This is a genomic window from Lapillicoccus sp., assembly GCF_036559105.1.
Classification (GTDB): domain Bacteria; phylum Actinomycetota; class Actinomycetes; order Actinomycetales; family Dermatophilaceae; genus Lapillicoccus.
The window spans coordinates 1-24,615 of the sequence record NZ_DATBTV010000024.1 but is presented as its reverse complement, the minus strand read 5'-3'; the positions used below and the strand labels follow the sequence as shown (position 1 = coordinate 24,615).

Annotated in this window: 23 protein-coding genes and 1 tRNA gene; 14 read left to right on the top strand and 10 right to left on the bottom strand. The window is 70.5% G+C overall.

Annotated features, from left to right (window positions below):
- Positions 1-176 precede the first annotated feature (176 nt).
- The gene (gene treS / locus VIG79_RS03490; protein ID WP_331882208.1) at positions 177-2,528 is read right to left on the bottom strand and encodes a maltose alpha-D-glucosyltransferase; all 2,352 of its coding nucleotides are present in this window, start codon (positions 2,526-2,528) and stop codon (positions 177-179) included.
- Positions 2,529-2,678: 150 nt separating this feature from the next.
- Here treS and VIG79_RS03485 point away from each other — a divergent pair, with 150 nt between their 5' ends.
- The 7 genes from VIG79_RS03485 to VIG79_RS03455 all read left to right on the top strand — a co-directional run bounded on the left by VIG79_RS03485 (position 2,679) and on the right by VIG79_RS03455 (position 9,264).
- Positions 2,679-3,866 (top strand): S1C family serine protease, encoded by a 1,188-nt coding sequence (locus VIG79_RS03485; protein WP_331882205.1) that lies wholly within the window; start codon positions 2,679-2,681, stop codon positions 3,864-3,866.
- 94 nt (positions 3,867-3,960) lie between these two features.
- Entirely contained in the window at positions 3,961-4,461 is a 501-nt protein-coding gene (locus VIG79_RS03480) for an Hcp family type VI secretion system effector (protein WP_331882202.1), read from the top strand.
- Positions 4,458-5,300, top strand: a complete 843-nt coding sequence (locus VIG79_RS03475; RefSeq protein ID WP_331882199.1) for a fumarylacetoacetate hydrolase family protein — start codon at positions 4,458-4,460, stop codon at positions 5,298-5,300. Before VIG79_RS03480 ends, VIG79_RS03475 begins: the two co-directional genes overlap by 4 nt.
- A gap of 39 nt (positions 5,301-5,339) precedes the next feature.
- The gene (locus VIG79_RS03470; protein WP_331882197.1) at positions 5,340-6,263 is read left to right on the top strand and encodes a DMT family transporter; all 924 of its coding nucleotides are present in this window, start codon (positions 5,340-5,342) and stop codon (positions 6,261-6,263) included.
- Between the two features lie 109 nt (positions 6,264-6,372).
- On the top strand, positions 6,373-7,809 hold the full coding sequence (locus VIG79_RS03465) for a ferredoxin reductase family protein (protein WP_331882195.1): 1,437 nt from the start codon (positions 6,373-6,375) through the stop codon (positions 7,807-7,809).
- 11 nt (positions 7,810-7,820) lie between these two features.
- Positions 7,821-8,330, top strand: coding sequence for an FMN-binding protein (locus VIG79_RS03460; RefSeq protein WP_331882193.1), 510 nt, complete (start codon positions 7,821-7,823; stop codon positions 8,328-8,330).
- A gap of 46 nt (positions 8,331-8,376) precedes the next feature.
- Complete coding sequence (locus VIG79_RS03455) at positions 8,377-9,264, top strand: alpha/beta hydrolase (RefSeq protein WP_331882191.1); 888 nt, start codon at positions 8,377-8,379, stop codon at positions 9,262-9,264.
- Between the two features lie 12 nt (positions 9,265-9,276).
- On the opposite strand, the gene VIG79_RS03450 is transcribed toward VIG79_RS03455, so the two are convergent.
- Both VIG79_RS03450 and VIG79_RS03445 read right to left on the bottom strand, forming a co-directional pair.
- On the bottom strand, positions 9,277-10,128 hold the full coding sequence (locus VIG79_RS03450; protein ID WP_331882188.1) for a TspO/MBR family protein: 852 nt from the start codon (positions 10,126-10,128) through the stop codon (positions 9,277-9,279).
- Positions 10,125-11,759 carry a DHA2 family efflux MFS transporter permease subunit gene (locus tag VIG79_RS03445; protein ID WP_331882185.1) on the bottom strand — a complete coding sequence of 545 codons (1,635 nt, stop codon included), beginning with the start codon at positions 11,757-11,759 and terminating at the stop codon, positions 10,125-10,127. The genes VIG79_RS03450 and VIG79_RS03445 overlap by 4 nt, the downstream gene beginning before the upstream one ends.
- 31 nt (positions 11,760-11,790) lie before the next feature.
- On the opposite strand from VIG79_RS03445, the gene VIG79_RS03440 reads away from it, so the two are divergent.
- Positions 11,791-12,306, top strand: coding sequence for a MarR family winged helix-turn-helix transcriptional regulator (locus tag VIG79_RS03440; RefSeq protein ID WP_331882183.1), 516 nt, complete (start codon positions 11,791-11,793; stop codon positions 12,304-12,306).
- Between the two features lies 1 nt (position 12,307).
- Here the strand turns inward: VIG79_RS03440 and ppk2 are convergent, their stop codons facing one another.
- Complete coding sequence (gene ppk2 / locus VIG79_RS03435; protein ID WP_331882181.1) at positions 12,308-13,243, bottom strand: polyphosphate kinase 2; 936 nt, start codon at positions 13,241-13,243, stop codon at positions 12,308-12,310.
- Between the two features lie 144 nt (positions 13,244-13,387).
- Between ppk2 and VIG79_RS03430 the strand changes: the two genes are divergently transcribed.
- The 3 genes from VIG79_RS03430 to VIG79_RS03420 all read left to right on the top strand — a co-directional run bounded on the left by VIG79_RS03430 (position 13,388) and on the right by VIG79_RS03420 (position 16,292).
- Positions 13,388-14,791, top strand: coding sequence for a PLP-dependent aminotransferase family protein (locus VIG79_RS03430; protein WP_331882178.1), 1,404 nt, complete (start codon positions 13,388-13,390; stop codon positions 14,789-14,791).
- Positions 14,792-14,982: 191 nt separating this feature from the next.
- Positions 14,983-15,852, top strand: coding sequence for an arylamine N-acetyltransferase family protein (locus tag VIG79_RS03425; protein WP_331882175.1), 870 nt, complete (start codon positions 14,983-14,985; stop codon positions 15,850-15,852).
- Positions 15,849-16,292, top strand: coding sequence for a hypothetical protein (locus VIG79_RS03420; RefSeq protein WP_331882172.1), 444 nt, complete (start codon positions 15,849-15,851; stop codon positions 16,290-16,292). Before VIG79_RS03425 ends, VIG79_RS03420 begins: the two co-directional genes overlap by 4 nt.
- On the opposite strand, the gene VIG79_RS03415 is transcribed toward VIG79_RS03420, so the two are convergent.
- Positions 16,282-16,770, bottom strand: a complete 489-nt coding sequence (locus tag VIG79_RS03415; protein WP_331882169.1) for an SRPBCC domain-containing protein — start codon at positions 16,768-16,770, stop codon at positions 16,282-16,284. The genes VIG79_RS03420 and VIG79_RS03415 overlap by 11 nt on opposite strands.
- Before the next feature lie 95 nt (positions 16,771-16,865).
- Here VIG79_RS03415 and VIG79_RS03410 point away from each other — a divergent pair, with 95 nt between their 5' ends.
- Both VIG79_RS03410 and VIG79_RS03405 read left to right on the top strand, forming a co-directional pair.
- Positions 16,866-17,342 carry a helix-turn-helix domain-containing protein gene (locus VIG79_RS03410; protein WP_331882166.1) on the top strand — a complete coding sequence of 159 codons (477 nt, stop codon included), beginning with the start codon at positions 16,866-16,868 and terminating at the stop codon, positions 17,340-17,342.
- Positions 17,343-17,390: 48 nt separating this feature from the next.
- Positions 17,391-17,780, top strand: coding sequence for a DUF2237 domain-containing protein (locus VIG79_RS03405; protein ID WP_331882163.1), 390 nt, complete (start codon positions 17,391-17,393; stop codon positions 17,778-17,780).
- On the opposite strand, the gene VIG79_RS03400 is transcribed toward VIG79_RS03405, so the two are convergent.
- A complete protein-coding gene (locus VIG79_RS03400) occupies positions 17,764-18,549 on the bottom strand; it encodes a class I SAM-dependent methyltransferase (RefSeq protein WP_331882160.1) in 786 nt (261 codons plus the stop codon). The two genes, VIG79_RS03405 and VIG79_RS03400, sit on opposite strands and share 17 nt — an antisense overlap.
- 1,120 nt (positions 18,550-19,669) lie before the next feature.
- Positions 19,670-20,140, bottom strand: coding sequence for a YdeI/OmpD-associated family protein (locus VIG79_RS03395; protein WP_331882157.1), 471 nt, complete (start codon positions 20,138-20,140; stop codon positions 19,670-19,672).
- Positions 20,141-20,617: 477 nt separating this feature from the next.
- Here VIG79_RS03395 and VIG79_RS03390 point away from each other — a divergent pair, with 477 nt between their 5' ends.
- Positions 20,618-21,085 carry a hypothetical protein gene (locus tag VIG79_RS03390; protein WP_331882155.1) on the top strand — a complete coding sequence of 156 codons (468 nt, stop codon included), beginning with the start codon at positions 20,618-20,620 and terminating at the stop codon, positions 21,083-21,085.
- Positions 21,086-21,862: 777 nt separating this feature from the next.
- Here VIG79_RS03390 and VIG79_RS03385 read toward each other — a convergent pair.
- The 3 genes from VIG79_RS03385 to VIG79_RS03375 all read right to left on the bottom strand — a co-directional run bounded on the left by VIG79_RS03385 (position 21,863) and on the right by VIG79_RS03375 (position 24,613).
- Positions 21,863-22,567, bottom strand: a complete 705-nt coding sequence (locus VIG79_RS03385; RefSeq protein ID WP_331882152.1) for a transglycosylase family protein — start codon at positions 22,565-22,567, stop codon at positions 21,863-21,865.
- Between the two features lie 512 nt (positions 22,568-23,079).
- Positions 23,080-23,343 (bottom strand): hypothetical protein, encoded by a 264-nt coding sequence (locus tag VIG79_RS03380; RefSeq protein WP_331882149.1) that lies wholly within the window; start codon positions 23,341-23,343, stop codon positions 23,080-23,082.
- Between the two features lie 1,200 nt (positions 23,344-24,543).
- Positions 24,544-24,613, bottom strand: a tRNA-Arg gene (locus VIG79_RS03375).
- Positions 24,614-24,615: the final 2 nt, after the last annotated feature.

The window sequence follows — 24,615 nt, the reverse complement described above, 5'->3', positions numbered from 1 at the left end:
GCGAGGGGGTCCGGTGACGAGGGCAGTCCTGCCGACGGCGTGCCCGAATAATCCGTTCTTGGTCAGATATCTACGGTTGATCCCACGTCGGGCGGCCCCTCGCTCTCGTGGCGGCTGCGTGTACGCGGGTCACTGCGAGAGCGAGGGACGACGACCGTCGGCGCGACGGCAGGCCCTCAGTCGGCCGCCTCCTCTGGCGGTTCGACGAGGAACGCCCGGCCCTCGTGCGGGCCGAGCTGCACGTAGCAGCTGTTGAGGTCGTCGATCTGGCCCACGGTGACACCGGTGATCATGTCGACCAGCGCGCTCCCCGGACGCAGGTGGCGGGACATGACCGTCCCGGCGACCGGCGAGGCGGAGAAGTTGAGCACCGTGATCTGGTCGCCCATCTCGAGGCGGTGGACCATGACGAGCATCGCCTTGTTGGACACCGCGGGCACGTCGAGCTGGGTGGCCTTCGCAATGCCGTACCTCGCGCGTACCGCGAGGATGTCGCGCAGCCCGCTGATGAACGACGAGTCGTCCGCGAGCTGGTCGGGCAGCGCGCCGTAGAGAGCAGTTCCCTTGGGCATCTTCGACGACGAGTGCCGGGCGTCCGGCTGGTAGTCCATGAGGTCGTAGGCGGACCGGTGGATCCAGCGGGTGTCGCCGTCGCGGATCAGGTCGGCCACCTGCTTCCGGTCGAGGGGGAGAGCGCCGACGAGGTCCCAGCCCGAGAGCGCGAAGACGCCCGGCTGCCACGCGTTGTACATGGCGAGCAGCAGGTGTCCTCGGCGGATCGACGCAACGTCCTCGGCGGTCAGCCTGGTGAGGTCGCGGAAACCCAAGGCGGCGGCGATGAGCGAGGCGGTCGTGGACGAGATCCCGTTGGTCGTGAAGATCGCGTTGTAGGGACCGCGATCGCCGGTCAGCCGTTCGACCAGCTCGCCGCGGATCCGGGTGGCCAGGTCGGCCCCCGAGATCGGCCGCCGCCGGAAGGTGAACGTGTCGCCCGCGTGCAGCGTCGCGAAGTGGACCAGCTCGTAGGTCATCTCGTCGTGGTTCTGCAGGGCGTGCACGAGGGAGGCCGTGTCGACGCCGGCGGCGCGGGCGAGGTTCATCGTCAGCCGGAGGAACTCGGTGTCCTCCATCGCCAGCGCGTGCTGGTAGGCAGGCCGGTTGATGAAGTCGTAGGAGAGGTCGGCGCCCCGCTCCTGGGTGTTCTTGATGTCGTCGATCGTGAGGTTCAGCTCCTGGAAGGTGAACCCCCCTACCTTGCGGACCATGCTCGCGATGAGCTGGTTCGCAGCCTCGGAGAGGGGATGGCCCTCGGACCAGGCCGGACCGCCCTCGGTGCTCTTCTCGACCCCGAGGAACCCGTTGGCGTCGAGACGGAGGGCCCCGCTGCCGAGGTCACCGATGGAGTGCAGCGCGTCGCCGATCACCAGCCGCATACCGGCGAAGGTCGGGTCGAGCCAGTTCAACGAGGGCTGGCCTTCCTTGAAGTAGTGCAGGTAGACCCAGCGGTGCAGCTTGCCGTCCGGACCGAGCACCGGTGCCGTGGCCGACCAGTTGGTGTCCTTGATGCCCGGCTCGTAGAAGATGACCCGCTGCAGCTGGCCAATGATGTAGCCGCCCTTGGCCAGCCGGTCCTCGGTCTCGTGGTCGAGGTTCACCGAGTCGCGGCCGCGGGGAACCTTCGGCAGCAGGTGCCAGTCGACCTCCGGGACCTCGACCATGTGGTAGATCCCCGGGTAGTCCTTGTAGCCCATCTCGGCGAGCCGGAAGTCCGCGCCCTTGCCGGTGTGGCCCGGGACGATGTCGTCGATGATCGTGCCGCCGTGAGCCGCGGCGACCTCGCACATCGCACGGAACTCGTCCTCGGTGCCGAACTCGTCGTCGAACTGCGTACTGATCCGGTCGAAGTGGCCGTCGACGCTCGGGGTCGCGTCCCAGCCGCTGATGCCGCCCGCCCGCTTCACGGGTCCGGTGTGGATGGCCGTGATCCCGATGGACTGGAAGGCCTCCCAGAGGTCCTGGTCACCCATGGTCCCGAGGAAGGAGTGGCCGGCCTTGGTGATGAGGGAGATCGGGTACGCGGCGAACCAGACCGGTGCCTTGTCGATCGCCGCGCGGGGGTCGGGGTCGGCGAACGGGTTCTGCCACATGCTGCCCTGGCCCGTGAACTGCTTGGCGAAGGCCTTGGCGTCGCCCAGCATCGACTCCTCGACGAGCCACTGCACGTAGTCGGGGTTGTCGCCGGTCGCCGGCCCGCTGCCCGGGCTGCGGCGCTGCCACGGCCACACCCGCAGCCGCGCGCGAGGGCGCAGCCGGGCCGGTCGCGCGGGGTAGAACTGCTCGTCGAAGTTGAGCTCCTCGGCGTGCGCGTCCGTCTGGCCGTCCTCACTCGCACCGTCCAGGGCCGGTCCCTTCGCGATCACGGGGAGCACAACGGTCTGGATCTCGGCGTCGTCGATCTCGGCCACGGGAAGACTCTCCTCCTGCAGGGGTGGGGCCAGGGTGTGCGCGCTGTTCTGCTGTCGCGCCATGCTGCCGCATCCTCCCCGCCCGCGTGGCGCGGGGTCCTCCTTCACACCATCCGCATGGGCGGCTCAGGGACGGCTCATTGCTGCGGCCGGTGGAATCACCGTCATCGAAGCCCGAGATCCGGGCAGCACGGAGCGGTCGAGGAGGCCACGGTGACGACGGCAACACGGGACAGGCAGGCGGCGAAGAACGCGAGGACGGTGCGACCCCGTGGGCGGCGCCGGGTACGAGCGGCCGGCGTCACTGCCCTGCTGGTCGGCGCCGTGGCGTGTTCGGCCGCTCCGGCCTTCGCCGGTCCCATCCTGGTGCGCGGCGGAGGCCCGGCCGGCGGCTACGGGGCGTCCGGTGGGCACGGCGCATACGGCGGGTACGCCACACCGGACTCCCAGTCGGCGACGGCGACGGAGTCAGCGGGCGTGGTGCTCATCGACACGGTGCTGCCGTACCAGAACGCCCAGGCCGCCGGGACCGGCATGGTGCTCACCGCGTCCGGTCAGGTGCTGACGAACTACCACGTCGTCCAGGGCGCCGGGACGATCAACGTGACCGTCGCAACCACGGGTCAGAGCTACGCCGCGACCGTCGTCGGCACGGACCCGAGCAACGACGTCGCCCTCCTCCAGCTCACCGGGGCCTCAGGCCTCACGACGATCAAGGCCGACGCCGACCAGGCCCAGGTCGGGGACGCGGTCACGGCGGTCGGCAACGCCGGCGGGACCGGGACGCTGACGGCCGCCGCCGGGACGATCTCCTCCCTCACCTCCTCGGTGACCGCTGCTTCCGAGGGGTCCTCATCCGGCGCCGAGACGCTGTCGTCGATGATCGAGACCACGGCCGACGTCGTGGCCGGCGACTCCGGCGGACCCCTGTTCGACGCCCAGGGTGAGGTCGTCGGCATCGACACCGCGGCGTCGACCGGTTCCGAGATCGACGGCTACGCGATCCCGATCGCCCGTGCGCTCGGCATCGTCCAGCAGATCCGCTCGGGCGCGGAGACCAGCGCGGTCCGGATCGGGCCGGCCGCCTTCCTCGGGGTGGAGCTGAGCAGCGGGGCGATGGACGACGGCTCCGGTGATGGGTTCGGCTACTCGGGCAACGCGACGACCGCGACGGGCGCCACCATCGGCAACGTCGTCTCCGGGACTGCAGCCGCCGGGGCGGGCCTCCAGGCCGATGACGTCATCACCAGCCTCAACGGGCACGCCGTCAGCTCGGCCGCCGATGTCAGCGCAGCGCTCGTCGGTACGAACCCCGGCGACCAGGTCAGCATCGGCTGGACCGACCAGTCGGGCGCCGCGCATACCGCGACCGTCGCCCTCGGAGCCAGCCCGGTCGCCTGACCGGCGCGGCCCTCGCGCGATCGTGGGAAGAAGTTGACCCCAGAGGGTCAACTTCTTCCCACGCTCAGCTGGTCTGCGGGTGTTGAATTCCGGGATGGCCGTGAACGCGTTCCTGACCTTCTTCGACAAGGCCGATGGCGAGTCGACCCAACGGGGCAAAGAGAAGTGGGTCGAGCTCCTCGGCTGGGACTGGGAGATCGACACCGACGCTCGGGCGGGGAAGGGCGGTGGCGCCAAGGTCGGCAAGGCCCGGCCCGGGAAGCTGACCTTCGAGCACTACTTCGACACGTCGTCGGCCGTCGTCATGGGCTCGCTGGTCACCGGGAGGGCGTTCCCCCAGGTCGAGGTGCAGATGACGAGGACCACCGGCTCTGCCGCGCCGGAGACCTACTTCACGATGCACCTGCAGGGCGCGTACGTCACCAAGGTGTCGAACGCCGCCTCCGACGACGGCACCGTCACCCAGCGCTGCGAGATGGCCTTCGACGTGGTGACGATCGAGTACCACCCGCAGGACGACCAGACGGGGACCCTGGGTCCGGCGTCGACGTTCACCTGGGACATCCCCGCCGGCACGGCGTCACCCTCGGCATGAGGCTGGGCCGGCTCGGACCTATCGGCGCTGAGGTGCCCGTCGTCTGGCAGGGGGACGAGGCACACGACCTGCGCGAGGTCACCACCGACCTCGACGCGGCCTTCTGGACGTCAGGTGGACCGGACGTCGTCCGCCGGCGGCTGGAGACCGGCGACCTTCCGCTGCTCGACGGCGCGGAGGGTATGCGGATCGGCGCGCCGATCGCGAGGCCGGGTGCCGTCGTCTGCGTCGGGCTCAACTACGCCGCGCACGCCGCGGAGTCCGGGGCCCCGCCACCGAAGCAGCCCGTCATCTTCCTCAAGACGCCCAACACCGTCGGCGGGCCGAACGACGACGTGCGAATTCCGCCCCGCAGCAACAAGACCGACTGGGAGGTCGAGCTCGGCGTCGTCATCGGGAGACCGGCGAGCTACCTCGGGTCGCCCGACGAGAGCATCGGCTGCGTCGCGGGGTTCGTTCTGACCAACGACCTCTCGGAGCGCACCTTCCAGCTGGAGGAGTCCGGGGGCCAGTGGAGCAAGGGCAAGTGCTGTCCGGGGTTCACCCCGACCGGGCCGTGGCTGGTCACTCCCGACGAGCTGGACCACGGCTCGCTGGCGCTGAGGTCGTGGGTCAACGGGGAGCCGCGGCAGGACTCGTCGACGGCCGACATGGTGTTCGGCGTCGAGCATCTGGTCTGGAACCTCAGCCAGTACCTCGCCCTGGAGCCGGGGGACCTGCTGCTCACCGGCACGCCGGAGGGCGTCGGGCTGTCCGGCCGGTTCCCCTACCTGCACGCCGGTGACGTCTGCGAGCTCGAGATTCCCGGGCTGGGGCGGCAGCGCCAGACCTTCGTCTGACGCGACCCCTACGGTGGGCGTGGCCGGAGGGAGGTCTCGGTGACCAGGCGGGGTTGGCTGCTGTTCGCGATCCTCAGCGTCTGCTGGGGCATCCCGTACCTCTTCATCCGGATCGCCGTCACCGACCTCGACCCGTTGCACCTGGCCTTCGGCCGGACCGCCCTGGGGGCGCTCATCCTCCTGCCCCTCGCATTGCGGGCGCACGCGCTCAGACCGGTGCTGCGGCGGTGGAAGGTCCTGGTCGTCTACACCCTGGTCGAGATCGTCGGGCCCTGGCTGCTGCTCGGACACGCCGAGACCCGGCTCACCAGCTCGACCACCGGGTTGGTGATCGCCGCCGTGCCGATCGTGGCGGCGGTCATCCTCACGGTGATGGGCCAGGACCGGCTCGGCTGGCGCCGCATCCTGGGGCTGGTCATCGGGCTGGTCGGGGTGGCCGTGCTGCTCGGCCTCGACGTCCACGCCGACGACCTCGTCGCGGTCGGTCAGGTGTTGCTGGTCGTCGTCGGCTACGCGATCGGGCCGATCATCATCAGCCGGCAGCTGTCCGACCTGCCGTCGTTGGGGGTGGTCACGGCGTCGCTGATCCTCGCGGCGGTCGTCTACGCGCCGTTCACGCCGTTCGTGCCGGCGTCGACCCTCACGCCGTCCGCGGTGATCTCGGTGGTCGTCCTCGCCGTGTTCTGCACGGCCATCGCGTTCCTCGTCATGTTCGCCCTCATCGCCGAGGCGGGCCCCGCTCGGATGACCCTGATCACCTACGTGAACCCGGCCGTCGCCCTCCTGCTCGGTGCCCTGGTCCTCCACGAGCCGATCACGCTGGGCCTGGTCGTCGGGTTCCCGCTGGTCATCGTCGGGTCGATCCTCGGCACGTGGGGCCGAGCGGCACCGCCACCGGACGCGTCCGTCTGCGACGCGGAGACGGGCGAGGTCGTGCTGGGTGAGGAGACCTCGCACCGCTGAGCTCGCTAGTTGTCCCCATCGGCCGTTCACAGGTTTCGCATAGCCGAGTGTCCAAGGCTGTGGTCAACCGGGCGCGCTTCCGTCGGCGCTCGCCACCCCAGGAGACTCCATGACCGCAGTCGCGCGGCGGCCGGAAACCCCGGCCGTGTCGCCCACGGCCACGCCGAGCCGTGGCGCCGTCGCCGCATACCGGCCGCACGTCCCCAGCTGGGGGCGAGACGTCGTCGGCATCCTGACGTGGGCGAGCATGCTGGTCGTCGTCGCCCTCTGGGTCGGCGGGGGCAACGTCCAGGACCTCACCGGCTGGGGCACCGGCCTCACGGCGGTCGGCCGCCTCACCGGGCTCGTCGCGTCGGACCTGCTGCTCATCCAGGTCCTGCTGATGGCCCGGATCCCGCTCGTCGAGCGGGTCTACGGCCAGGACGAGCTCGCCCGCCGGCACCGTCTCGTCGGGTTCTGGTCGGTCAACCTCATGGTCGCCCACATCGTCGTCGTGACGATCGGGTACGCACTCCAGTCACGAACCAACGTGTTCGCCGAGACCTGGGACCTCGTCGTCGACTACCCCGGCATCCTGCTGGCCGTCGCCGGGGCGGGGCTGCTCCTGCTCGTCGCCGTGACCAGCATCCGCAAGGCCCGCCAGAAGCTGCGGTACGAGTCGTGGCACCTGCTGCACCTGTATGCGTACCTCGGTGTCGGTCTTGCTCTTCCGCACCAGCTGTGGGCCGGACAGGAGTTCATGTCGTCGACCGTCGCCTCGGTCTACTGGTGGACGCTCTGGGGCGCTGCGGCCGGCGCGATCCTGGTCTGGCGGGTCGGTGTTCCGCTGCACCGGACCCTGAGCCACCGGCTGCGCGTCGTCGACGTCGTCCGCGAGAGCGACGAGGTGGTGTCGGTGGTGATGACCGGCCGCCGCCTCGACCGGCTTCCCGTCGCCGCCGGGCAGTTCTTCGTCTGGCGGTTCCTCGGCGAGCCGGGCTGGACCCGCGGCCACCCGTACTCGCTCTCGGCGGCGCCCACCGGTGACACGCTGCGGATCACCGTCAAGGACCTCGGCGACGCCAGCCGGGGTATCGCGCACGTGCGGCCCGGGACGCGGGTCGCCATCGAAGGCCCCTACGGTCGCCTCCACGAGGGTGTCCGCACCCGACGCAAGGTGCTCCTGCTCGCTGGGGGGATCGGCGTCACTCCGTTGCGCGGCCTGCTCGAGGCGCTCCCGCAGGACGCGGGCGACGTCACGTTGGTCTACCGCGCCTCCCACGATGGCGACCTCATCCTCAAGGACGAGATCGAGGCCCTCGCCGCCGCTCGCGGCGCCCAGGTCTTCTACGCGGTCGGCCCTCGGGTCGGGGACCGCCACTCCTGGCTGCCTCAGGCGGCGTCCGGGTTGTCCGACGAGGACGCGCTGCGCCAGCTGGTGCCGGACGTCGCCGACCGCGACGTCTACGTCTGCGGCGCGGACGGCTGGATGGACGCGGCCGAACGTGCCCTCCTCGCAGCCGGGGTCCCCGGCGACGCGATCCATCTCGAGCGGTTCAGCTGGTAGGGGGCACCGGTATGCGACGCATCGCCATCGCGATCATGGGCACCATCAGCGGGCTGGTCCTGCTGTTCAGCTACCACACCAGCCGCAACGAGGGGTCGGTCGCCGTCGCCGCCTCGGCTCCGGCCGTGGCGGGCTCCTCGGGCTCCTCGGGTTCGTCCGGGTCCTCGGGGTCCTCGGGGTCCTCGGGGTCCTCGGGCGCAGCGCCCGCGGCACCCGCGCCGCAGGCGGCCCAGGGCGCCACCGCTGCCGGCACCTACACCGGCAGCTCCGTCATGACGCGGTGGGGCGCGGTCCAGGTCGAGATCACCGTGGCCGACGGCAAGATCACCGCGGTCCAGGCGGTCGAGTACCCCCAGAACAACGCGCGTGACCGCCAGATCAACGCCTACGCTCTGCCGGTCCTCGCGCAAGAGGCCACGCAGGCCCAGAGCGCCAAGATCGACGCGGTGTCCGGGGCCACCGTGACGAGCGACGGCTACATCCAGTCGCTCCAGTCGGCCCTCGACCAGGCCCACCTCTGACCACTCGGCAGCCGAGCCCGCGGGGGGAGAAGCTAGGTTTCCCGGCATGACGAACGAACCGACCCGCGTCGACTTCCCCAGCAGCGAGGGCGTCACGATCGCCGCATACCGATGGGACCCCGAGGGCCCACCGAAGGCGATCGCCCAGATCACGCACGGGGTGGGGGAGTATGCGACGAGGTACGCGCGGGTCGCCGACGCGCTGACCGCCGCGGGCTACGTCGTGTATGCGCACGACCACCGTGGACACGCGAACTCCGTTGCCGGAGAAGCGGACTACGGCGTGCTGGGTGAGAACGGCTGGACCGAGCTGGTCGCCGACATCGGCCGCATGGGGGCGCGGGCCAAGGACGCGCACCCCGGCCTGCCCCTCGGGCTGGTGGCCCACAGTCTGGGGTCGTTCGCCACCCAGCAGCTCCTGCTCGACCACAGCGAAGACGTCGATGCCGTGGCCCTCTCCGGGACCGCGGCCATCGACCTGCTGGAGCCGTCGATGGACCTCGAGGCGCCGATGGACCTGTCCGGGTTCAACGCGCCGTTCCAGCCGCAGCGCACCGACTTCGACTGGCTCAGCCGCGACGATGCCGAGGTGGATGCCTACATCGATCACCCCTGGTGCGGGTTCGGGCTGGACGTCGCGGGCAGCCAGGGGCTGTTCGCCGGCGCGCGGGCGGTCGCCGACCCGGAGCGCGTCGCCGGGATGCGGAAGGACCTCCCCGTCTACATCACCGTCGGCCAGATGGACCCGGTCGGCGGCGGCCTGGTCCGCGTCGACGCCCTCGTCGACCGCTACCGTGCCGCCGGCCTCACCGACATCACCGTCCGGGTCTGGCCCGGTGCTCGGCACGAGGTGTTCAACGAGACCAACCGGTTCGAGGTCATCGTCGACCTGGTCGACTGGCTGGACTCGAAGCTGGTGCGCGCCACGCGCTAGTGCCTCGGTGGGCTACCGTACCGTCGAGGCCTGACGGGAGCCCTGACCGGAGCCCTGACGGGAGTGGCGGGCCCACGGCACGACGGCCAGCACCACGACCGCCGCGACTGCCGCGAACAGGGCCACCACGAGGGACTGCGGGCTGCCGCTGGTTCGCCCGACCGCGATCCAGCCCAGGCCCCACGCCATCGCGACGGCGACCGTCCAACGACCGCCCAACGTGCGGGCGAACAGGACGCCCAGCGCCGCAGCCACCAGGAGGACGACGGCGGCCAATACGTCGCTGACCCCGTCGCTGGGACGGACCCCCGAGGAGACGAGGGCGGCCGTGACGTTGGCGCACGTGGCCACCGCGACCCAGCCGAGGTAGAGCCCGAAGGTCCCGTCCACGACGACGCGCTCGGCCCGACTCGCGGAAGGCCGCCGGGTCAGCCGTCGCAGCAGCTCGCCGAGGACCAGAGCGAGGGCGAGGATCACCACGACGCTCGCCCAGATCCACCCTTGCTGGGTGACCAGCAGCCAGCCGGCGTTGAGCAACATCGAGACGGCCGCCAGCCAACCGGTCGACCGGGTTCGTTCGGTCACCGAGGAGGGCAGCCACTGCCAGATCGTGTACGCGGCCAGGCCGAGGTAGATGACGCTCCAGATCGAGAACGCCGGACCCGCGGGCGCGAGGCGGGTGGCCTCGGACGACAGGGCGCCACCGGCGGTGTTCTGGACCTCCGTGCCGCCGAGCAGGCCGATGCCCACGAGGGTGCCGAGGACACAGAGGACCTCCGAGACGGTGACGGCGACCTGCCGGAGGCGGTCCTGACCAGTGGCCGGGTGGATCGCCGTGGCGGTGTCGTGGGTGGTGCTGCTCATGCGGTTTCCTCCGAGGTGCTGACGGTGACGGTTTCCGAGGGGGCGTCGGGACGGCGTCCCCGTCCGAGCGAGGCGCTCGCGCCCAGCCCGATGACGAGGAAGCCGGCCGCCACGAGGGCGGACAGCCGGGTGGCGTCGGTGTAGGCGGACTCCGCGGCCACCGCAACGGTGGCGGTGGCGGGGTTCGCGGCCAGGCCGGGAATCACCGCGCCGGCGCTGGACTCGACGGCGTCGACGAGCTGGACCCGCTGGGCCTCCGGGACCCCGAGGTCCGTGAGGGCACTGTCGAACCGGTTGGTGAGGGTGAGGAACAGGACGGTGCCCAGGATCGCGATCCCCAGCGCCGAACCCACCTGGCGGGCCGTGCTCTGCGTCCCGGACCCCTGGCCGCTCTGCTCGACCGGGACGTCGGCGAGGACCACACCGGTCAGCTGCGCCGTCGCGAACCCCACGCCCACGCCGTAGACGAACAGGAGCGGCGCGACGACCACCCAGGTCGAGTCGGGCCGTAGGAAGACGGCGAGCCCGGCGATCCCGAGGATCTCCAGGACGATTCCCAGCCGGACGATAAACAGCGGGCTGCGGGTTCGGCCGATGGCGGCGCCGAGACCGCTGGCCAGGAAGCTCCCGCTGGCGAGAGCGAGCAGGATCAGCCCGGTCTCGAAGGCGGTGTAGCCGATGACGTTCTGCAGCCACAGCGGCAGCGCGAAGATGATGCCGAACTCGCCGAGGCTGACGATCGCCGCCGCGATGTTGCCGTTCCGGAACGAGGGGATCGCGAACAGCGCGAGGTCGAGCATGCCGGCCTCGCCCCGGCGCTGCTTGCGCCGTTCAAGCAGGACGAACACCCCCAGGGCAGCGACGCCGACCACCATCGCGACGGGCACGGGCGAGAGCGACCACGGCCACGACCAGGAGCCGATGGTCAACGGCGTGAGGCTGGTGAACCACCCGTAGGTCCGGCCCTCGATGAGACCGAACACCACCCCTCCGAACCCGAGCGCCGACAGCAGAGCGCCGACGACGTCGACGCGTCCCGCCCGCGACGAGTCCTTCGACTCGGCAACGAGCAGGCCGAGGCCCACGATGACGATCACGCAGAGGGGGATGTTGATCCCGAAGGCCCAGCGCCACGAGAAGCTCGTCGTCAGCCAGCCGCCGAGCAGCGGACCCAGCGCCGCTGTGCCGCCGATGGTCGCGCCCCAGACGCCGAAGGCGATGCCGCGCTCTCGGCCGCGGAACGTCGCGTTGAGCAGAGACAGCGAGGTCGGCAGCATCATGGCGCCGCCGATGCCCTGCAGGGCTCGGGCCCCGATCAGCGTGCCGCCGCTCTGGGCCATCGCGGCCAGCACGCTGGAGAGCCCGAAGATCGCCGCCCCGATCATGAACAGCCGCCGGCGGCCGAAGGTGTCGGCCAGCCGCCCGAACACGAGGAGGAGGGCGGCGAAGACGAGGGTGTAGATCTCCTGGACCCACTGCGCCTGCGTCGACGTGATGCCGATGTCGTTGATGATCGACGGCACCGCGACGTTGACGATCGTCGAGTCGACGATGATGAGCGAGACGCCCAGGCTGATGACGACGAGACCCCACCACCGGGTTCGTGGGTTCGTCGCGAAGATACTGAGCATGCTGAGCAATATAGGTCGCTAAGGTCGGTTCGTGCCAATCCACGCCACCCCGGACCGCCCCGCGGGCGACCCCGGCGACCCCGGCGGGCCGGCCGACTGGTCGCTCGGCCGGCTGCTGTCGACCGCGGCCCGGCTGGTCGAGCACGACTGGAACGCCTGGCTGGCCGAGCGCGGGATCACCCACGCCGGCCTGCTGGCCCTGCATGCACTCGACGAGGGGCCACTCACGCAGAGACGGCTGGCCGCGGCCAGCCGGGTCGAGGAGCAGACCATGAGCCGGGTCCTCGACCGGCTGGAACGCACCGGTCACGTCGAGCGCCGCCGCGACACCGTCGACCGGCGCCGGCTGGTCGTCAGCCTCACTCGAAGCGGTCGCGACGTGCTCGGTCAGATCCGGGAGGCCGACATCGCGGACGTCCTCGTGGCCGAGCACCTCCAGGACGCAGCCGGTTTCCGGGCCGAGCTGGTGCGCCTCGTCTCGGGGGTCTCACCGCCGCCCCGACCGGCGGCGGACCCGCGTACCGACAGCACTCGCCGGAAGCCCTAGGTCACAGTGGCGGGAACTGCCGCCCCACGGCCTCGCCCTGCTCGAAGATGCGGGACGCCGGCCCGAGGATGAGCGGGTCGGGTTCGTCGACCAGCTCGGTGTCCTTCTCGTCGTAGTCGTAGAGGCTGAGGACGTGGCGCATCGCCGCGAGCCGGGCCCGCTTCTTGTCGTTGCTCTTGACCACGGTCCACGGGGCGTGCTCGGTGTCGGTGTAGAAGAACATCGCCTCCTTGGCCTCGGTGTAGTCGCTCCAGTGGTTCAGCGACTTGAGGTCGGTGGGCGACAGCTTCCACTGGCGGACCGGGTCGATCTGCCGGATGAGGAACCGGGTGTGCTGCTCGGACGGCGAGACCGAGAACCACAGCTTGACCAGGAGGATCCCGGACCGGGTCAGCATCTCCTCGAACCGCGGTGCCTGGCGGAGGAACTCGCGGTACTCCTGGTCCGTGCAGAACCCCATGACCCGCTCGACGACGGCCCGGTTGTACCAGGACCGGTCGAACAGGACCAGCTCCCCGGCGGACGGCAGGTGAGCGACGTAGCGCTGGAAGTACCACTGGGTGCTCTCGCGTGCGGTCGGCTTCTCCAGGGCCACGATCCGGGCGCCGCGGGGGTTGAGGTGCTCCATGAACCGCTTGATCGTGCCGCCCTTGCCAGCGGCGTCGCGCCCCTCGAAGACGACGACCAACCGGTTCCCGCTCCGCTTGGCCCAGTACTGGAGCTTGAGCATCTCGATCTGGAGCAGCCGCTTCTCGCGCTCGTAGTCGGTGCGGTCCATCCGCTCGCCGTACGGGTACCCCTGCCGCCAGGTGTCGACCGCCGACCCGTCCGCCCGGAGCAGCACCGGGTCGTCATCGTCGTCGTCGATCACCGTGAACCCGCGAGTCGACAGCAGCGGCGAGCCGTCGGGGCCGGCAGCGGCGAAGGGCGACGTCATGTGCTCATCCTGCCGTCCCGACCCGCAAGAGCCCAGGTTTGCGGCGGAGCGACCCGCGTCGCTTCAGGAGAGCAGGCCAACGTTGCACGGGAGGCGCAGTCGCTCGGCGCTACCGTCGTCTCCGTGCCGTGGACGGGGATCTGAGTGGCCGTCGACTGGATGCGGAACGGGCCCGAGCTGCTGCTCGGCCTGGACCGGAGGGGCGGGACGCCGCTGGCCCACCAGCTCCAGGAGCGGCTGCGTGACGCTATCCGCTCCGGACGCCTCGAGCGCGGCGAGCGGCTGCCCGCCTCCCGGGCGCTCGCCGTGCAGCTCGGCGTCTCGCGCGGGGTCGTCGTCGACACCTATGCGCAGCTCGAGTCGGAGGGGTACCTCCGGTCGGCGCAGGGCTCGGGGACGGTGGTCGCGTCGAGCGGCGGGGACGGCCGGCCGGCCGAGCGGTCTCGCCCTGCTCCACTGCGGTTCGACGTGGACTTCGAGTACGGCGTCCCCGACCTGCGCAGCTTCCCGATGCGCGACTGGCTCTGGGCCATGGGCGTGGCCGGGCGGACCGCGACCGCCGTCGACCTCGGCGACGAGCACGGCGCGGGGGCGGCCCAGCTGCGCGAGGTCCTCGCCGCATACCTGCGCCGGGTGCGCGGAGCGGTCGCCGACCCGGACGAGCTGTTCGTCTGCGCCGGGTTCCGGTACGGCCTCAACCTCGTGCTCCGGGCCTTGCTCGCCGAGGGGGTGACGACGGCTGCCGTGGAGGACCCCGGTCCGGTCGACCACGAGGCGATCGCCCGGCGCAGCAGTATGCGGGTGGTGCCGGTACCGGTCGACGAGCTCGGCCTCGACGTGGCGGCGCTGTCGCGAACGTCCGCCCGGGTCGTGGTGGTGACCCCGGCACACCAGGCGCCGACCGGGGTGGTGCTGGCGCCGGAGCGCCGACACCAGCTGGTCGAGTGGGCCCACCGCGTGGACGGGTTCGTCGTCGAGGACGACTACGACGCGGAGTTCCGCTACGACCGACAGCCGGTGGGCGCGGTCCAGGGCCTGGCGCCGGACCGGGTGATCGCGATGGGCTCGACCAGCAAGACCCTGTCGCCGACGCTGCGGATGGGCTGGCTGGTCTGCCCGCCGCGCCTGCACGACGCGGTGGGCGTCGAGAAGCAGCTTCTCGGCCGCGGCGCACCAGGGCTCGACCAGCTGGCCCTGGCGGCGCTCGTCGAGTCGGGGCGGTACGACCGGCACCTGCGCCAGATGCGCGGCGTCTACAAGAGCCGGCGCGAGGCCCTGGTCGGGGCGCTCGCCCGGTATGCGCCGGAGGTCGCCGTGACGGGGCTGGCCGCCGGCTGTCATGCGGTGCTGCGGCTCCCGGACGGCGTCACCGAGGAGTCAGCCGTTGCCGGCTGCGCGGCGAGTTCCGTTGCGGTGTACGGGATGAGCCGGTACCGCAGCGACCGCGGGACCGAGCCGGACGAGCTGGTGCTGGGGTTCGGCAACGTCAAGGAGAGCGCGATCGTCGAGGCGATGCGCCGGGTGGGTCCGGTCCTGCGCGGCCGGTAGCCGGAGCACCAAGGGCCGCTGCCACGGGATCGTGGTGCAACTCTGACCCTGGGGGGTCAACTCGTCACCACCATCACGGTCGAAGCCTGGATCCGGAGAAGTGGTCCGGTGAACCAGCGCTCGAGTGGACCTGGTCGGCGGACCACGACTGCGTCAGAGTCGTCCCCACGGAAGCACTCGAGGAGGACGACATGGACACCATCACCGCCGCATACCTGAACCGTCTCGGCGTCGAGGCCGAGTCGCCGTCGTCCGAGGCCCTGACCCGGCTGCACCGCGCGCACGTCGAGCGGGTGCCCTACGAGACGTTCTGGATCCACCTCGCGCAGGACTGGGGGATCGACGCGGCCGAGTCAACGCGACGGGTGGCCACCACGCGTCGTGGTGGTTACTGCTACCACCTCAACGGGGCCTTGAAGACGTTGCTGACGGCGCTGGGGTACCAGGTCAGCCTCAACGTGGCCGGTGTGCACGAGGCGGCCGGGCCGGACGAGTCGACGCTGCGGAACCACGCGGCCCTGGTCGTCGAGGGGCTGCCGACCGACAACAACCGCGGCGGGCGCTGGTGGGTGGACGTGGGTCTCGGCGACGCGCTGCACGACCCGATGCCGCTCGTGGACGGCGTGGTCGCCCAGGGGCCGATGCGGTTCGGGATGGCCGAGGTCGGCGCCGAGGGCGTCGGCGACTGGCATCTGACGCACCACCCGTCCGGCTCGTTCACCGGCGTGAGCCTCGTCGACGAGCCGGTCCCGATGGACGTCTTCGCGGCCCGGCACCTCTACAACGCCACGTCGCCCCAGTCGGGCTTCGCGAAGACCGTCACCGCGCAAAGGCGGCACGCGACCGGGACCACCGTCATGCGGGGCTGCGTCCTCATCCAGCTGGACGGCGACATGGTCACGACGCGGACGTGCGAGAGCCTCCACGAGTGGCTCGACGTGCTCGAGGGCGAGTTCGACCTCTCTTTCGGCGACGACGTCACGGCTGACGCGCTCATCGCCCTGTGGACCTCGGTGCGCACGGCGCACCAGGCCTGGGCCGACACGCGCAAGACCGCGTGAGGAGGCCGGCGCACCGGGGTGAGTCGATCGAATGGTTCCGGGCGGACGCGGAGTGGCTGGACTACTCCGTCGAGCTGCTCGACCAGGCCGAGACGCTGCTGTTCGGCGGCGCCCCCTTCACCGGTATGGAGCCGTACTGGCCGTCGGCCGAGGGACCGGTCGCCGACCGGATGAACGCGCTCGACAAGGTGGGCTTCTCGCATACCGCTCGGGAGACGGACTGGCCGAACGCACGGGTCGCCACCGATCCCGTTGCGTCCGTGGCGAGCTGCGGCGCGAGGACGCCCGGTGCTGCTCGGGGGTGGGACTCCCGTGGCCCTTCCGGGGAGTGCCCGCGCCGAGCCGGACCTCGACGACACCCGAGTATTCGGCTCGGGCATCGTCGAGATGCGTTGCGTCCCGAGGCGACTCCCGCGAACCGGCGATTCGCTACCCGGTGACGAGGCTCGGCTCCGGCCCGCGCAGCGCGTCGTCCGGCTTGCCCTCCGGCATGCCCTCACCGGTCGTGACGAGGTTCGGCAGGCTCTCACGCAGGTAGTAGCCCCAGGCCTTGGAGCACACGGCGTAGCACTCGTGGTCCGGTAGGAGTCCGACGTGGGTGAACCGGACGTCGGTCCCGCCGTCGTGCGCGGTCAGGTCGAAGCGGATCTGCGTGTCGACCCACTCGGTCTGGTCCTCGACGAAGCTCATGTAGTTCTCGAGGACCGTCCACACGACGCGCTCGCCGGGAACCAGTTCGGCGACGCGGATCTGGGAGCGGTGCAGGTCCTTGACCCGGAAGGTGAAGGTCTCGCCCTCGAGGTCGGTCGGGCCCTTGACCTCGGCCGACCACCAGGCGCGTACGTCGTTGATGGCGTCGTACACCTCCTGCGGGCTGCGGTCGATGGAGAAGGTGGTGGTGAAGCTCTGGTCGGTCATGGCGTCCTCGCTCGATCGGGGTTAAAGTGCAACTGATGAGTTGCAGGTTAGACGAGATGCTTGCATCACGCAAGTGGCTGGGTACGATCGGCGACATGCTCGGCCGGACGTACGACGCTCAGGTCTGTTCCATCGCGCGGACGCTCGAGGTGGTGGGCGAGCGGTGGAGCATCCTCATCGTCCGTGACGCCCTCTTCGCCGGCTCGACGCGCTACGGCGACTTCCAACGGAGCCTCGGCATCGCGACCAACGTCCTGCGGGACCGCCTGGACGGGTTCGTCGAGGCCGGGATCATGCGTCGGCGCCGCTACTCCGAACGGCCCGAGCTGTTCGAGTACGTCCTGACCGACAAGGGCCGCGACCTAGCGCCGGCGCTCATCGCGTTGACCGCGTGGGGGGACCGGTGGGCCGCGCCGGACGGACAACCCATCCGGTATGCGCACGAGGACTGCGGAGGGTCGGTCACCCAGGAGGTCGTATGCGACCGCTGTGGTCGGTTGGCCGGCGACGCGCCGGTGGCTGCGCGGCCGGGACCGGGTATGCCGGCCGATCGGGCGGCGGCGATGGGCTGACTCCGAGACGGGCTACTGCATGCATACCGATGCGGCCATGCTGGAGTGGTGGCAGAACGCAACGTCCTCGGCGGCGAGCTGGAACCGTGCGGTACCGACCCGATGACCGGGTTCTTCCGGGACGGCTGCTGCAATACCGGGCCGCAGGACATCGGGAGCCACACCATCTGCGCGGTCGTGACGACCGAGTTCCTCGAGCACCAGCGCAGCATCGGCAACGACCTCTCGACCCCCATGCCCCACTACCGCTTCCCGGGTCTGAGCCCCGGCGACCGCTGGTGCGTCACCGCACCGAACTGGGCCCGCGCCTACAACGAAGGAGTGGCTGCCCCTGTCGTGCTGGCCGCCACCAACGAGGCGGTGCTGGCCGTCGTGCCGTTCGCCGCGTTGAGGCAGCACGCCGTGGACGTGCCGGACGACGTCAGCTCGTTGGAGTAGCCGACCGGCCGTGGGCCGCGGTGAAGGCGATCGTCTGCGTCCACCAGGAGGGGTCGGCGCACTGGGTCAGGAAGTGGTCGACGAGGTCCTCGGTGAGGGCGCCGGACTCCACCAGGCCGGATCGGAGCTCGTCGACGGTGTCGACCCAGTAGGTGGCCCACGGTGAACCACCTTGGTAGACAGCGGTTTCCGCCGTACCCGCGATGTCCTGGATGTCGAGGGCGGCCAGCCGGCTGGTCAGCGTGCGGCCGAGAAAGTAGTCGATGCCCTGCTCGCGGGACCATGTCAGCCAGCCTGCCCAGAAGCGATGCACCTCGTCGGGTTCGGCGATGCTGACGGGCAGGAAGTCGGGCTCGATGAGCAGGATCGCCCCGCCCGGAGCGAGGCTGGCGACGAGGTTCCTCATCGCGGCGTCGACGTCGGTGACGTGGTGCAGAACGGCGCGCGCGGTCACGAGGTCGAAGGTCCCGGGGTCGACCGGGCCGGCCACGATGTCGGCCTGGAGGTAGTCGAGGTTCGCCGGAGCGGTGTTCTGGTCGACGAGGGACAGGTCGATGTCGACGGCGAGGGCCTGCCCGGTCGGTCCGACCACCTCGGCGAGCCACGCGGAGACCGAGCCGTTGCCGAAGCCCACCTCGAGGGTGCGCGCCCCGGGGCCGATGCCGAGCGCCTCGATGTAGCGGCGGTGCATCGGGTCGAGGAGGCGAGACATCAGAGCGAGGCGTGAACCCTCGCCGTGCAGGTGGTGGTCCAGTACGTAACCGGGCATGAGCCGATGCTACGAGCGTCGGTGGTCGGTGGGATGGCATGCGGCCGTCACTCGACCGGCGGGGTCCAGCGGTGTGCCGTCGTCCCACCGGTCTCCCGGTCCAGACGTGCCCAGGCTTCCGGTCGGAGTCGGTGATTGGGCCGTAGCTCCCACAGGTCTGTCACCGGCTTGACCGGCGATGCACGTTCTCAGAACGGTCAGCTGAGGCCGTCGATCCGGCAGAGGTGGTGGGGAGGTGCGTTGCCCGCGCAGGGCATCGAGAAGCGCGCCGCCGTGCTGGCCGCGGCCTGGTTTCGCGAACAGGTGGAGCGCGCCGCTCGACAACGTCGTCCGCGCGTTGCCTGCGCCGCCGAAGGGGGTCAGCCCGTCGACCCGCGGGGCGTTGAGTCACGGGGGCGAGGCGGATGATCTGGGCGTCGAGGGTCGCGATGGGCGACGGCGCGGCGACGAGTCGGTGGCGACCAGCGTCATCATGACGGTCGACACACCGGATGTCGGCACCGCACCAGGGGTTGCGCCATCAGGAGCCGCGCCTGCTTCCTTGGCGGTACCCGCGGCGGCGCCCGGACCCGCGGGCTTCACGTCGGTGGCGCCGACACGCGTACTCGACATCCGCACGGGCGTCGGCGCAACCCGGGCCGCAGTGGCCTCGGGAGCGACGGTCACCGCCACGGTGACCGGCGTTGCGGACCTTGGCGCTGTCCGCAGGGTCGAACCGGCCCAACGGTGGCGTACAGGAAGTCGTCAGGAGTGTGCGTTGGAGCCGAATTCGTCGTCCCGTGCGGATTGCGGCTGGTTTCAGGCCCGCCAGCCGATTGGCGGGGGTGTGATCGGCGACAACGTGTGGGGTGGAGGACCGACCGGACATGGCGTCTCCGACTACCGAGCCGGGTGACGCTGAGACGACCCGGCAACACGCACGGGAGCCCGGGCAAGAAGTTCGTCGCCCGGGACGCTGGTCGTGTCGTCTGCATCTTTGGCACCGGTGGCGGACGTACCGCTGTCCCGACGACGGCACCGAGTTCGGCGGCCGTTATCAGGAGTGTCTCGACTGCGGCAAGCAGCGCGACGTAGCGATCGGCGTCGGGTGGTACTGACCCGGGCGCGACCGCCTTCGGTCTCAGGAGCTGCGGTAGTCCTTGACGCCCGACTCCAACAGCTCGACCATCCTGGCGATCCGCTCCTGCCGGAGCTCCGGGCGCCGCGTGGCGCCGTCGATCCACCGTAGGTACCCGCGACGGTAGAACTGGGCGAGGGCGTCGAAGAACGCGCCGGCCTTCGGGTTCGCCTCCAGCGCGGTGGCGACGTCGTCGGCCAAGTCCGCTCGCTGCGGACCTTCGGGGGCGAGCTCGACGTGCACGCGGTCGCCCACGGCCAACGGGCAGTCGCGCAGCCAAGCGACGCCGACGAGAAAGCCCCGGACTCCGTCGTGCGCTTCGACGACGCCACGCACCCGTTTCCCGTCGATGGTTCCGGCGACGGGATGCCGGGTCTTGGCGCCCCATTCGGCGTCCGGGTCGAACGGGGCCGGGACGAACACCCGCCCCCGACCGCCGTCCACTACGACGACGTCGAACTCCTCCACGCTCACGGTGCGATTGTCGCAGCGGGCGATCCGGGGCGGCGGCCCCTGCGGAGTTCGCTTGGTGCCCCCGGGCAGATTCGAACTGCCGACACCCGCTTTAGGAGCGAGTCAAGGAGGAGGAGCCTGATCGGATTCGGCTGCGCCACAACGGTTTCGAGATGGCGAGATACCTGTCTGTACGGGTGGTTCTGGGGCCGTGGGTACCTCTCGGGTACTTCAGGCTTGTCTGGCTAGCGCAGGTTCCAGGGCGGTCGAAGGTTGGTCACCAGCTGCGCCTCGAGGGCGACCGGATCGTCGATTGGATGCACCCACAGGGCCGGGTGGTCACCACGCATGAGGGCCTGAGTGCTCAGCCCATTGAGCCTGCAGTTGGTGCTCTGCCCCCCGGCGAAGCAGTTGCGTGGACGATCACGGCATACCCACCTCGTCCCCAACGCCTTGCCAGAGAGTCCCTGCTCGGCCGATATGCAGGAGCGAGTCGCGGTGGTCGAACACCGCGTAGACCCCTGGTCGAGCAGGCAGGCTGGGGATCTGGAGTCTCGCAAATGGGCCGACACCGCACGGGTTCAGCGCCAGACCCCGCGGGTTCGAAAACCGGACATGCGGGCCGTCGAGGATTGGAGTGCCCTGGTCGTCTCGAAGCGCATCGAGCGGGCCCGCCAGAGCGAAGGCGATCCCAGCGATCTCGCGCGTGGTCATGTGATGAGTCTGTTGGATCAGGTCCTGGTGACGGCGCCGGCCCAGACCCAGGTTTCGTGCTGGTGGGGCGGCACGCCGAAGCGGATCTGGACGGCCCGCGGGGTCCAGGCAACGGCCTGGGCGACGACGAGCTCTTCGACGCCGTCTTCCCAGACGATCCAGGCGCTCACCCGGACGGGCTCGCTGGCCGTGCTGACGCTTGAGTGGGTCAACTGCTCTTGCGTGAGCGACGGCCGCGCCGTTGGCGCATGACTCACACCAGGCGAGCACCAAGGGCGGCCGGCTGCGATGCCGATGTGGAAGCCCATCCGCGGGTCGTAGCAGCTGGACCGAGGCCGTCGCTAGGAGGGACCCTCAAAGCAACCCGCTTAGAACACAGCCCCCTCATCAGCGCATGCGAACCTGTCCCTCCGGTCTTACCGTTCAGGTGTGGAGTTGCCGGCGTTCCTCCTCATCGTCGTGGGCTGCTTCGCGGCCGCGGGCCTGACGGGCTGGTGGTTGCGGCGCCGGAAGTGAGAACCCGGATCCCGCGTGGGGGCGTCCCGTCATCTGGACGGAGGCGTTCCTTCTCCATGTCAGGCCGGAGGCCGAGGACGGCGCGCCAGCGCCGCCCTCAGGCCCGGCCGCGCCGGAGGCGCGCCTTGAGCCAGTACAGAAAATGCTCACCGTCAGGCACGGTCAGGGCTGTCCTCCGGCGGGTGATGCGCGACAGTCGTCCGCCAGGTGATGTGCGACGGGGCCCGGTTCGGCACCCTGGGCTGGGCGTCTTCGTGGGGCGTCCGGACCACCGCGCCAGACCCTCCACGTGCCCACCTGCGGAACTCGGGTGCAAGCTCGCGGGGAAAGCCGATCGGCCACGCCAGCCTCAGCATAGCGACGGCCACACGTGGCCGCCGAGGCTCGACAGCCCGGACGGCAGCGCGAGCGTGGCAGGGGTGTGGTCGTCGCTGTGCACAAGATCGCTTGGACGAACGGTTCGGCCCCGCACGCCACCAGGCGTGCGGGGCCGAGCCCGGGGGGCGAAATTGGTCAGGCGGGCAGCTGCAGGACCTGACCGACGAAGATCAGGTTCGGGTCGCTGACCGTGGAGCGGTTGGCCGCCCACAGCTTCTGCCAGCCGGCGACGCCGTTCTTGACCGCCAGGCCGCTCAGGGTGTCACCAGAGACGACGGTGACCGTCTTGCCAGAGTCAGCCACCGCGGCCGGGGCCGAATTGGTCGCCTTCTTGGTGGTCGCCTTCTTTGTCGTCGTCGCATTCTTGCTCGACGTGATCGACGGCGCGGCCGAGCGGGTCGCCGAGCGCGAGGTCGACGGAGCGGCAGCCCGAGGGGCGGCAGCGACCGATGCACCAGCCGAGGCCCCGCCGCTGGCGGGGGACAGACCGGCCTGCCGGCCGCAGACCGGCCATGCACCCGGGCCCTGGCCGGCCAGGACGCGCTGGGCGACAGCGATCTGGGTCTCGCGGGAGGCGTTCTGCGGCGAGCCGGTGCCGCCGTACGCCCGCCAGGTCGACATGGTGAACTGCAGTCCACCGTAGAAGCCGTTGCCGTTGTTGATGGCCCAGTTGCCGCCGCTCTCACACTGTGCGACGGCGTCCCAGCCGGAGGCGGCGTGGGCAGTGTTGGCGGTGGCCATGCCACCGGCGACGGTGGCTGCACCAACGATGCCGATACCCGCGACGCGGGCCTTCACCTTGGAGTGGTTCTTGGGGGCTGCGTGCTTGGGGATGTGCAAGGGAATGGTCCTCTCCTGACCTGCGCATACGGGGTTAGCTGTCGGGATCGGGCTGTCAGGTGCCCTGCCGGCCGTTGCCGTCCTGTGACGGCGCAGCGCGCGGCTCTCACCCCAAGGACCTCCGGTTCGTCATCAGACGGACATCCTCCGGATGGCCCCACACTGGGTCCCCCATCCTCGTCATACGCCGGGACGATCCCGGGAAGGTGCCCGCCTGACGAGGCTCAGCGCAGCGAGCACGCACCTGAATTGGGTTGTGACTGTGTAGTTGTCGTCGCTCCGGGATATGCCCGGACCGGCCGTGTCGCCACCGAAGCCGCGCAGTCTGGCATTCGCCGCCACACCCCGCGCCGCCCATAGCGCTGAACCGAAGGTAAAGGATCGGCAAAGAAAAACCAAGTCCGCCCGAGATGCATTCGTGACCTTTCCGTAGCCTGTGCGTGACCTGAGGCGGGGTCGACCGGCTGTCCCGATGCCTCGCGACCACCGACCAGCCGCGCAGAAGCGGTGTGTCAGCGCCCTGCGGCGGCCTCCCGCCCGCGTGGCACCACGGCCTCGAACGGCCACCAGGACGGCACGCCGAGGTGGGCGAACGCCTCCCCTCCCAAGACGACCATGACGCCGATGAGCGCCCCCGCGACGATCCCCGTCGGCAGCCCGGGACACACCACACCGCGCACGATCGAGCGGGTCCCTCGTCGCAGCGAGTCCCCGCCCGGCCCCCACCACGCCACCAGGGCACCGACCGCGAACCCGGCGGCAGGCGCCGGGCCCATGGCCAGCAGGACACCGCCTCGCGTGACCGTGGACAGCACCAGGCTCGCGCAGGTCGGCGCCGGCTACGGCCAGCGCAGTGAGGAACGGTTCAACTCCCGCAACGGTCACCGCCACCGAGACCTGGACACCCCACTTCTGGCGCCCGGCAGGCGTTCGCCGCCGCGGCGTCGGTGACGGTGACGTTCCCGGCGGGAGGTTTGTACGGTTTCGGCGCGCCGGGTCATCGCGGCCCCCTGATCTGCCCCCTCCTCATGACAGGGGTGTGCTCTCGTCGGGGACGCCGGCCGGCATTCCGGGCAGTCGCCCAACTCCCGCAGCATTCGAGCCCCCCAAGCTCCTCCGCGGTGCTCAATAGATTCTGCTCACGGGTCAGGACGCCCTGTCGAGGACGCACGCTCACGCCGCGGATCGTGTTGTCTCGTCGAAAGATGGGAGGTCGAGCGGTTCCTGACCGACCTGGCGGTCTCTCGATCTCTGCGGACGGCGGCGCGGCTGCGGACGACCGTGCGAGGACTTTCAGGTACGCAGTCCGCACCCGCCGCATACGGGTGTCGCTGGCCGAGGATGTGCCGTTGCCGCACCCTGACTCACGAACTGGTGTCGTGGTCGAGGTCGTCCCCTTCCCACTCGAGCTGCTGCTCCAGGTCGTCGAGACGCAGCGGGCGGTCGCCGGTCGGTATGCAGATGTGACCCTGGTCCTGGCGCTGACCGGGTTGCGGCTCGGAGAACTGCGTGGGCTGCGGGTGCGTAACGTTTCCTCGGTGCCCTATCCGGGTCTGGTGGGGGAAAGGGCGGTGCCGCAGTCGGATCGGGTGCGTCCGATCGTCGAGGAGTGGGCCGCTGGTCGAGAGGCGAACCAGCTGCTGTTCCCGGCGCCCGAAGGTGGCTACCTGCACGCGGTCGGTGCATTGGTCGACGACGGGTCTCGGTCGGCGCCCTCAGGACCTGCGGCACACCGCTCCGAGTCTGTGGATTGCCGCTGGTGTCGATATCAAGACGGTGTCGGCGGGGCTGGGTCACTCGACGGCGAAACTGACGCTCGACACCTATGGCCACCTGATGGGGACCGACGCCGACCGGGCGGCCCTGGAGCGTGTGAACCGGGCTCTCGGGGGCCCGCCGGAGGCCCAGGGGTTTCGGAGCGGACTCACAAGAGCGGGGGAGAGGGCCAAAGTGGCCTCCGACCTGCGGAATTCGCTTGGTGCCCCCGGGCAGATTCGAACTGCCGACACCCGCTTTAGGAGAGCGGTGCTCTATCCCCTGAGCTACGA

What these genes read in the sequence shown, in the direction of transcription:
- treS (WP_331882208.1), bottom strand. Translation starts at nt 2,528, where the DNA reads ATGGCGCGACAGCAGAACAGCGCGCACACCCTGGCCCCACCCCTGCAG.
- VIG79_RS03480 (WP_331882202.1), top strand. Translation starts at nt 3,961, where the DNA reads ATGGCCGTGAACGCGTTCCTGACCTTCTTCGACAAGGCCGATGGCGAG.
- VIG79_RS03475 (WP_331882199.1), top strand. Translation starts at nt 4,458, where the DNA reads ATGAGGCTGGGCCGGCTCGGACCTATCGGCGCTGAGGTGCCCGTCGTC.
- VIG79_RS03465 (WP_331882195.1), top strand. Translation starts at nt 6,373, where the DNA reads ATGACCGCAGTCGCGCGGCGGCCGGAAACCCCGGCCGTGTCGCCCACG.
- VIG79_RS03460 (WP_331882193.1), top strand. Translation starts at nt 7,821, where the DNA reads ATGCGACGCATCGCCATCGCGATCATGGGCACCATCAGCGGGCTGGTC.
- VIG79_RS03455 (WP_331882191.1), top strand. Translation starts at nt 8,377, where the DNA reads ATGACGAACGAACCGACCCGCGTCGACTTCCCCAGCAGCGAGGGCGTC.
- VIG79_RS03450 (WP_331882188.1), bottom strand. Translation starts at nt 10,128, where the DNA reads ATGAGCAGCACCACCCACGACACCGCCACGGCGATCCACCCGGCCACT.
- VIG79_RS03445 (WP_331882185.1), bottom strand. Translation starts at nt 11,759, where the DNA reads ATGCTCAGTATCTTCGCGACGAACCCACGAACCCGGTGGTGGGGTCTC.
- ppk2 (WP_331882181.1), bottom strand. Translation starts at nt 13,243, where the DNA reads ATGACGTCGCCCTTCGCCGCTGCCGGCCCCGACGGCTCGCCGCTGCTG.
- VIG79_RS03425 (WP_331882175.1), top strand. Translation starts at nt 14,983, where the DNA reads ATGGACACCATCACCGCCGCATACCTGAACCGTCTCGGCGTCGAGGCC.
- VIG79_RS03415 (WP_331882169.1), bottom strand. Translation starts at nt 16,770, where the DNA reads ATGACCGACCAGAGCTTCACCACCACCTTCTCCATCGACCGCAGCCCG.
- VIG79_RS03410 (WP_331882166.1), top strand. Translation starts at nt 16,866, where the DNA reads ATGCTCGGCCGGACGTACGACGCTCAGGTCTGTTCCATCGCGCGGACG.
- VIG79_RS03400 (WP_331882160.1), bottom strand. Translation starts at nt 18,549, where the DNA reads ATGCCCGGTTACGTACTGGACCACCACCTGCACGGCGAGGGTTCACGC.
- VIG79_RS03380 (WP_331882149.1), bottom strand. Translation starts at nt 23,343, where the DNA reads ATGGGCCCGGCGCCTGCCGCCGGGTTCGCGGTCGGTGCCCTGGTGGCG.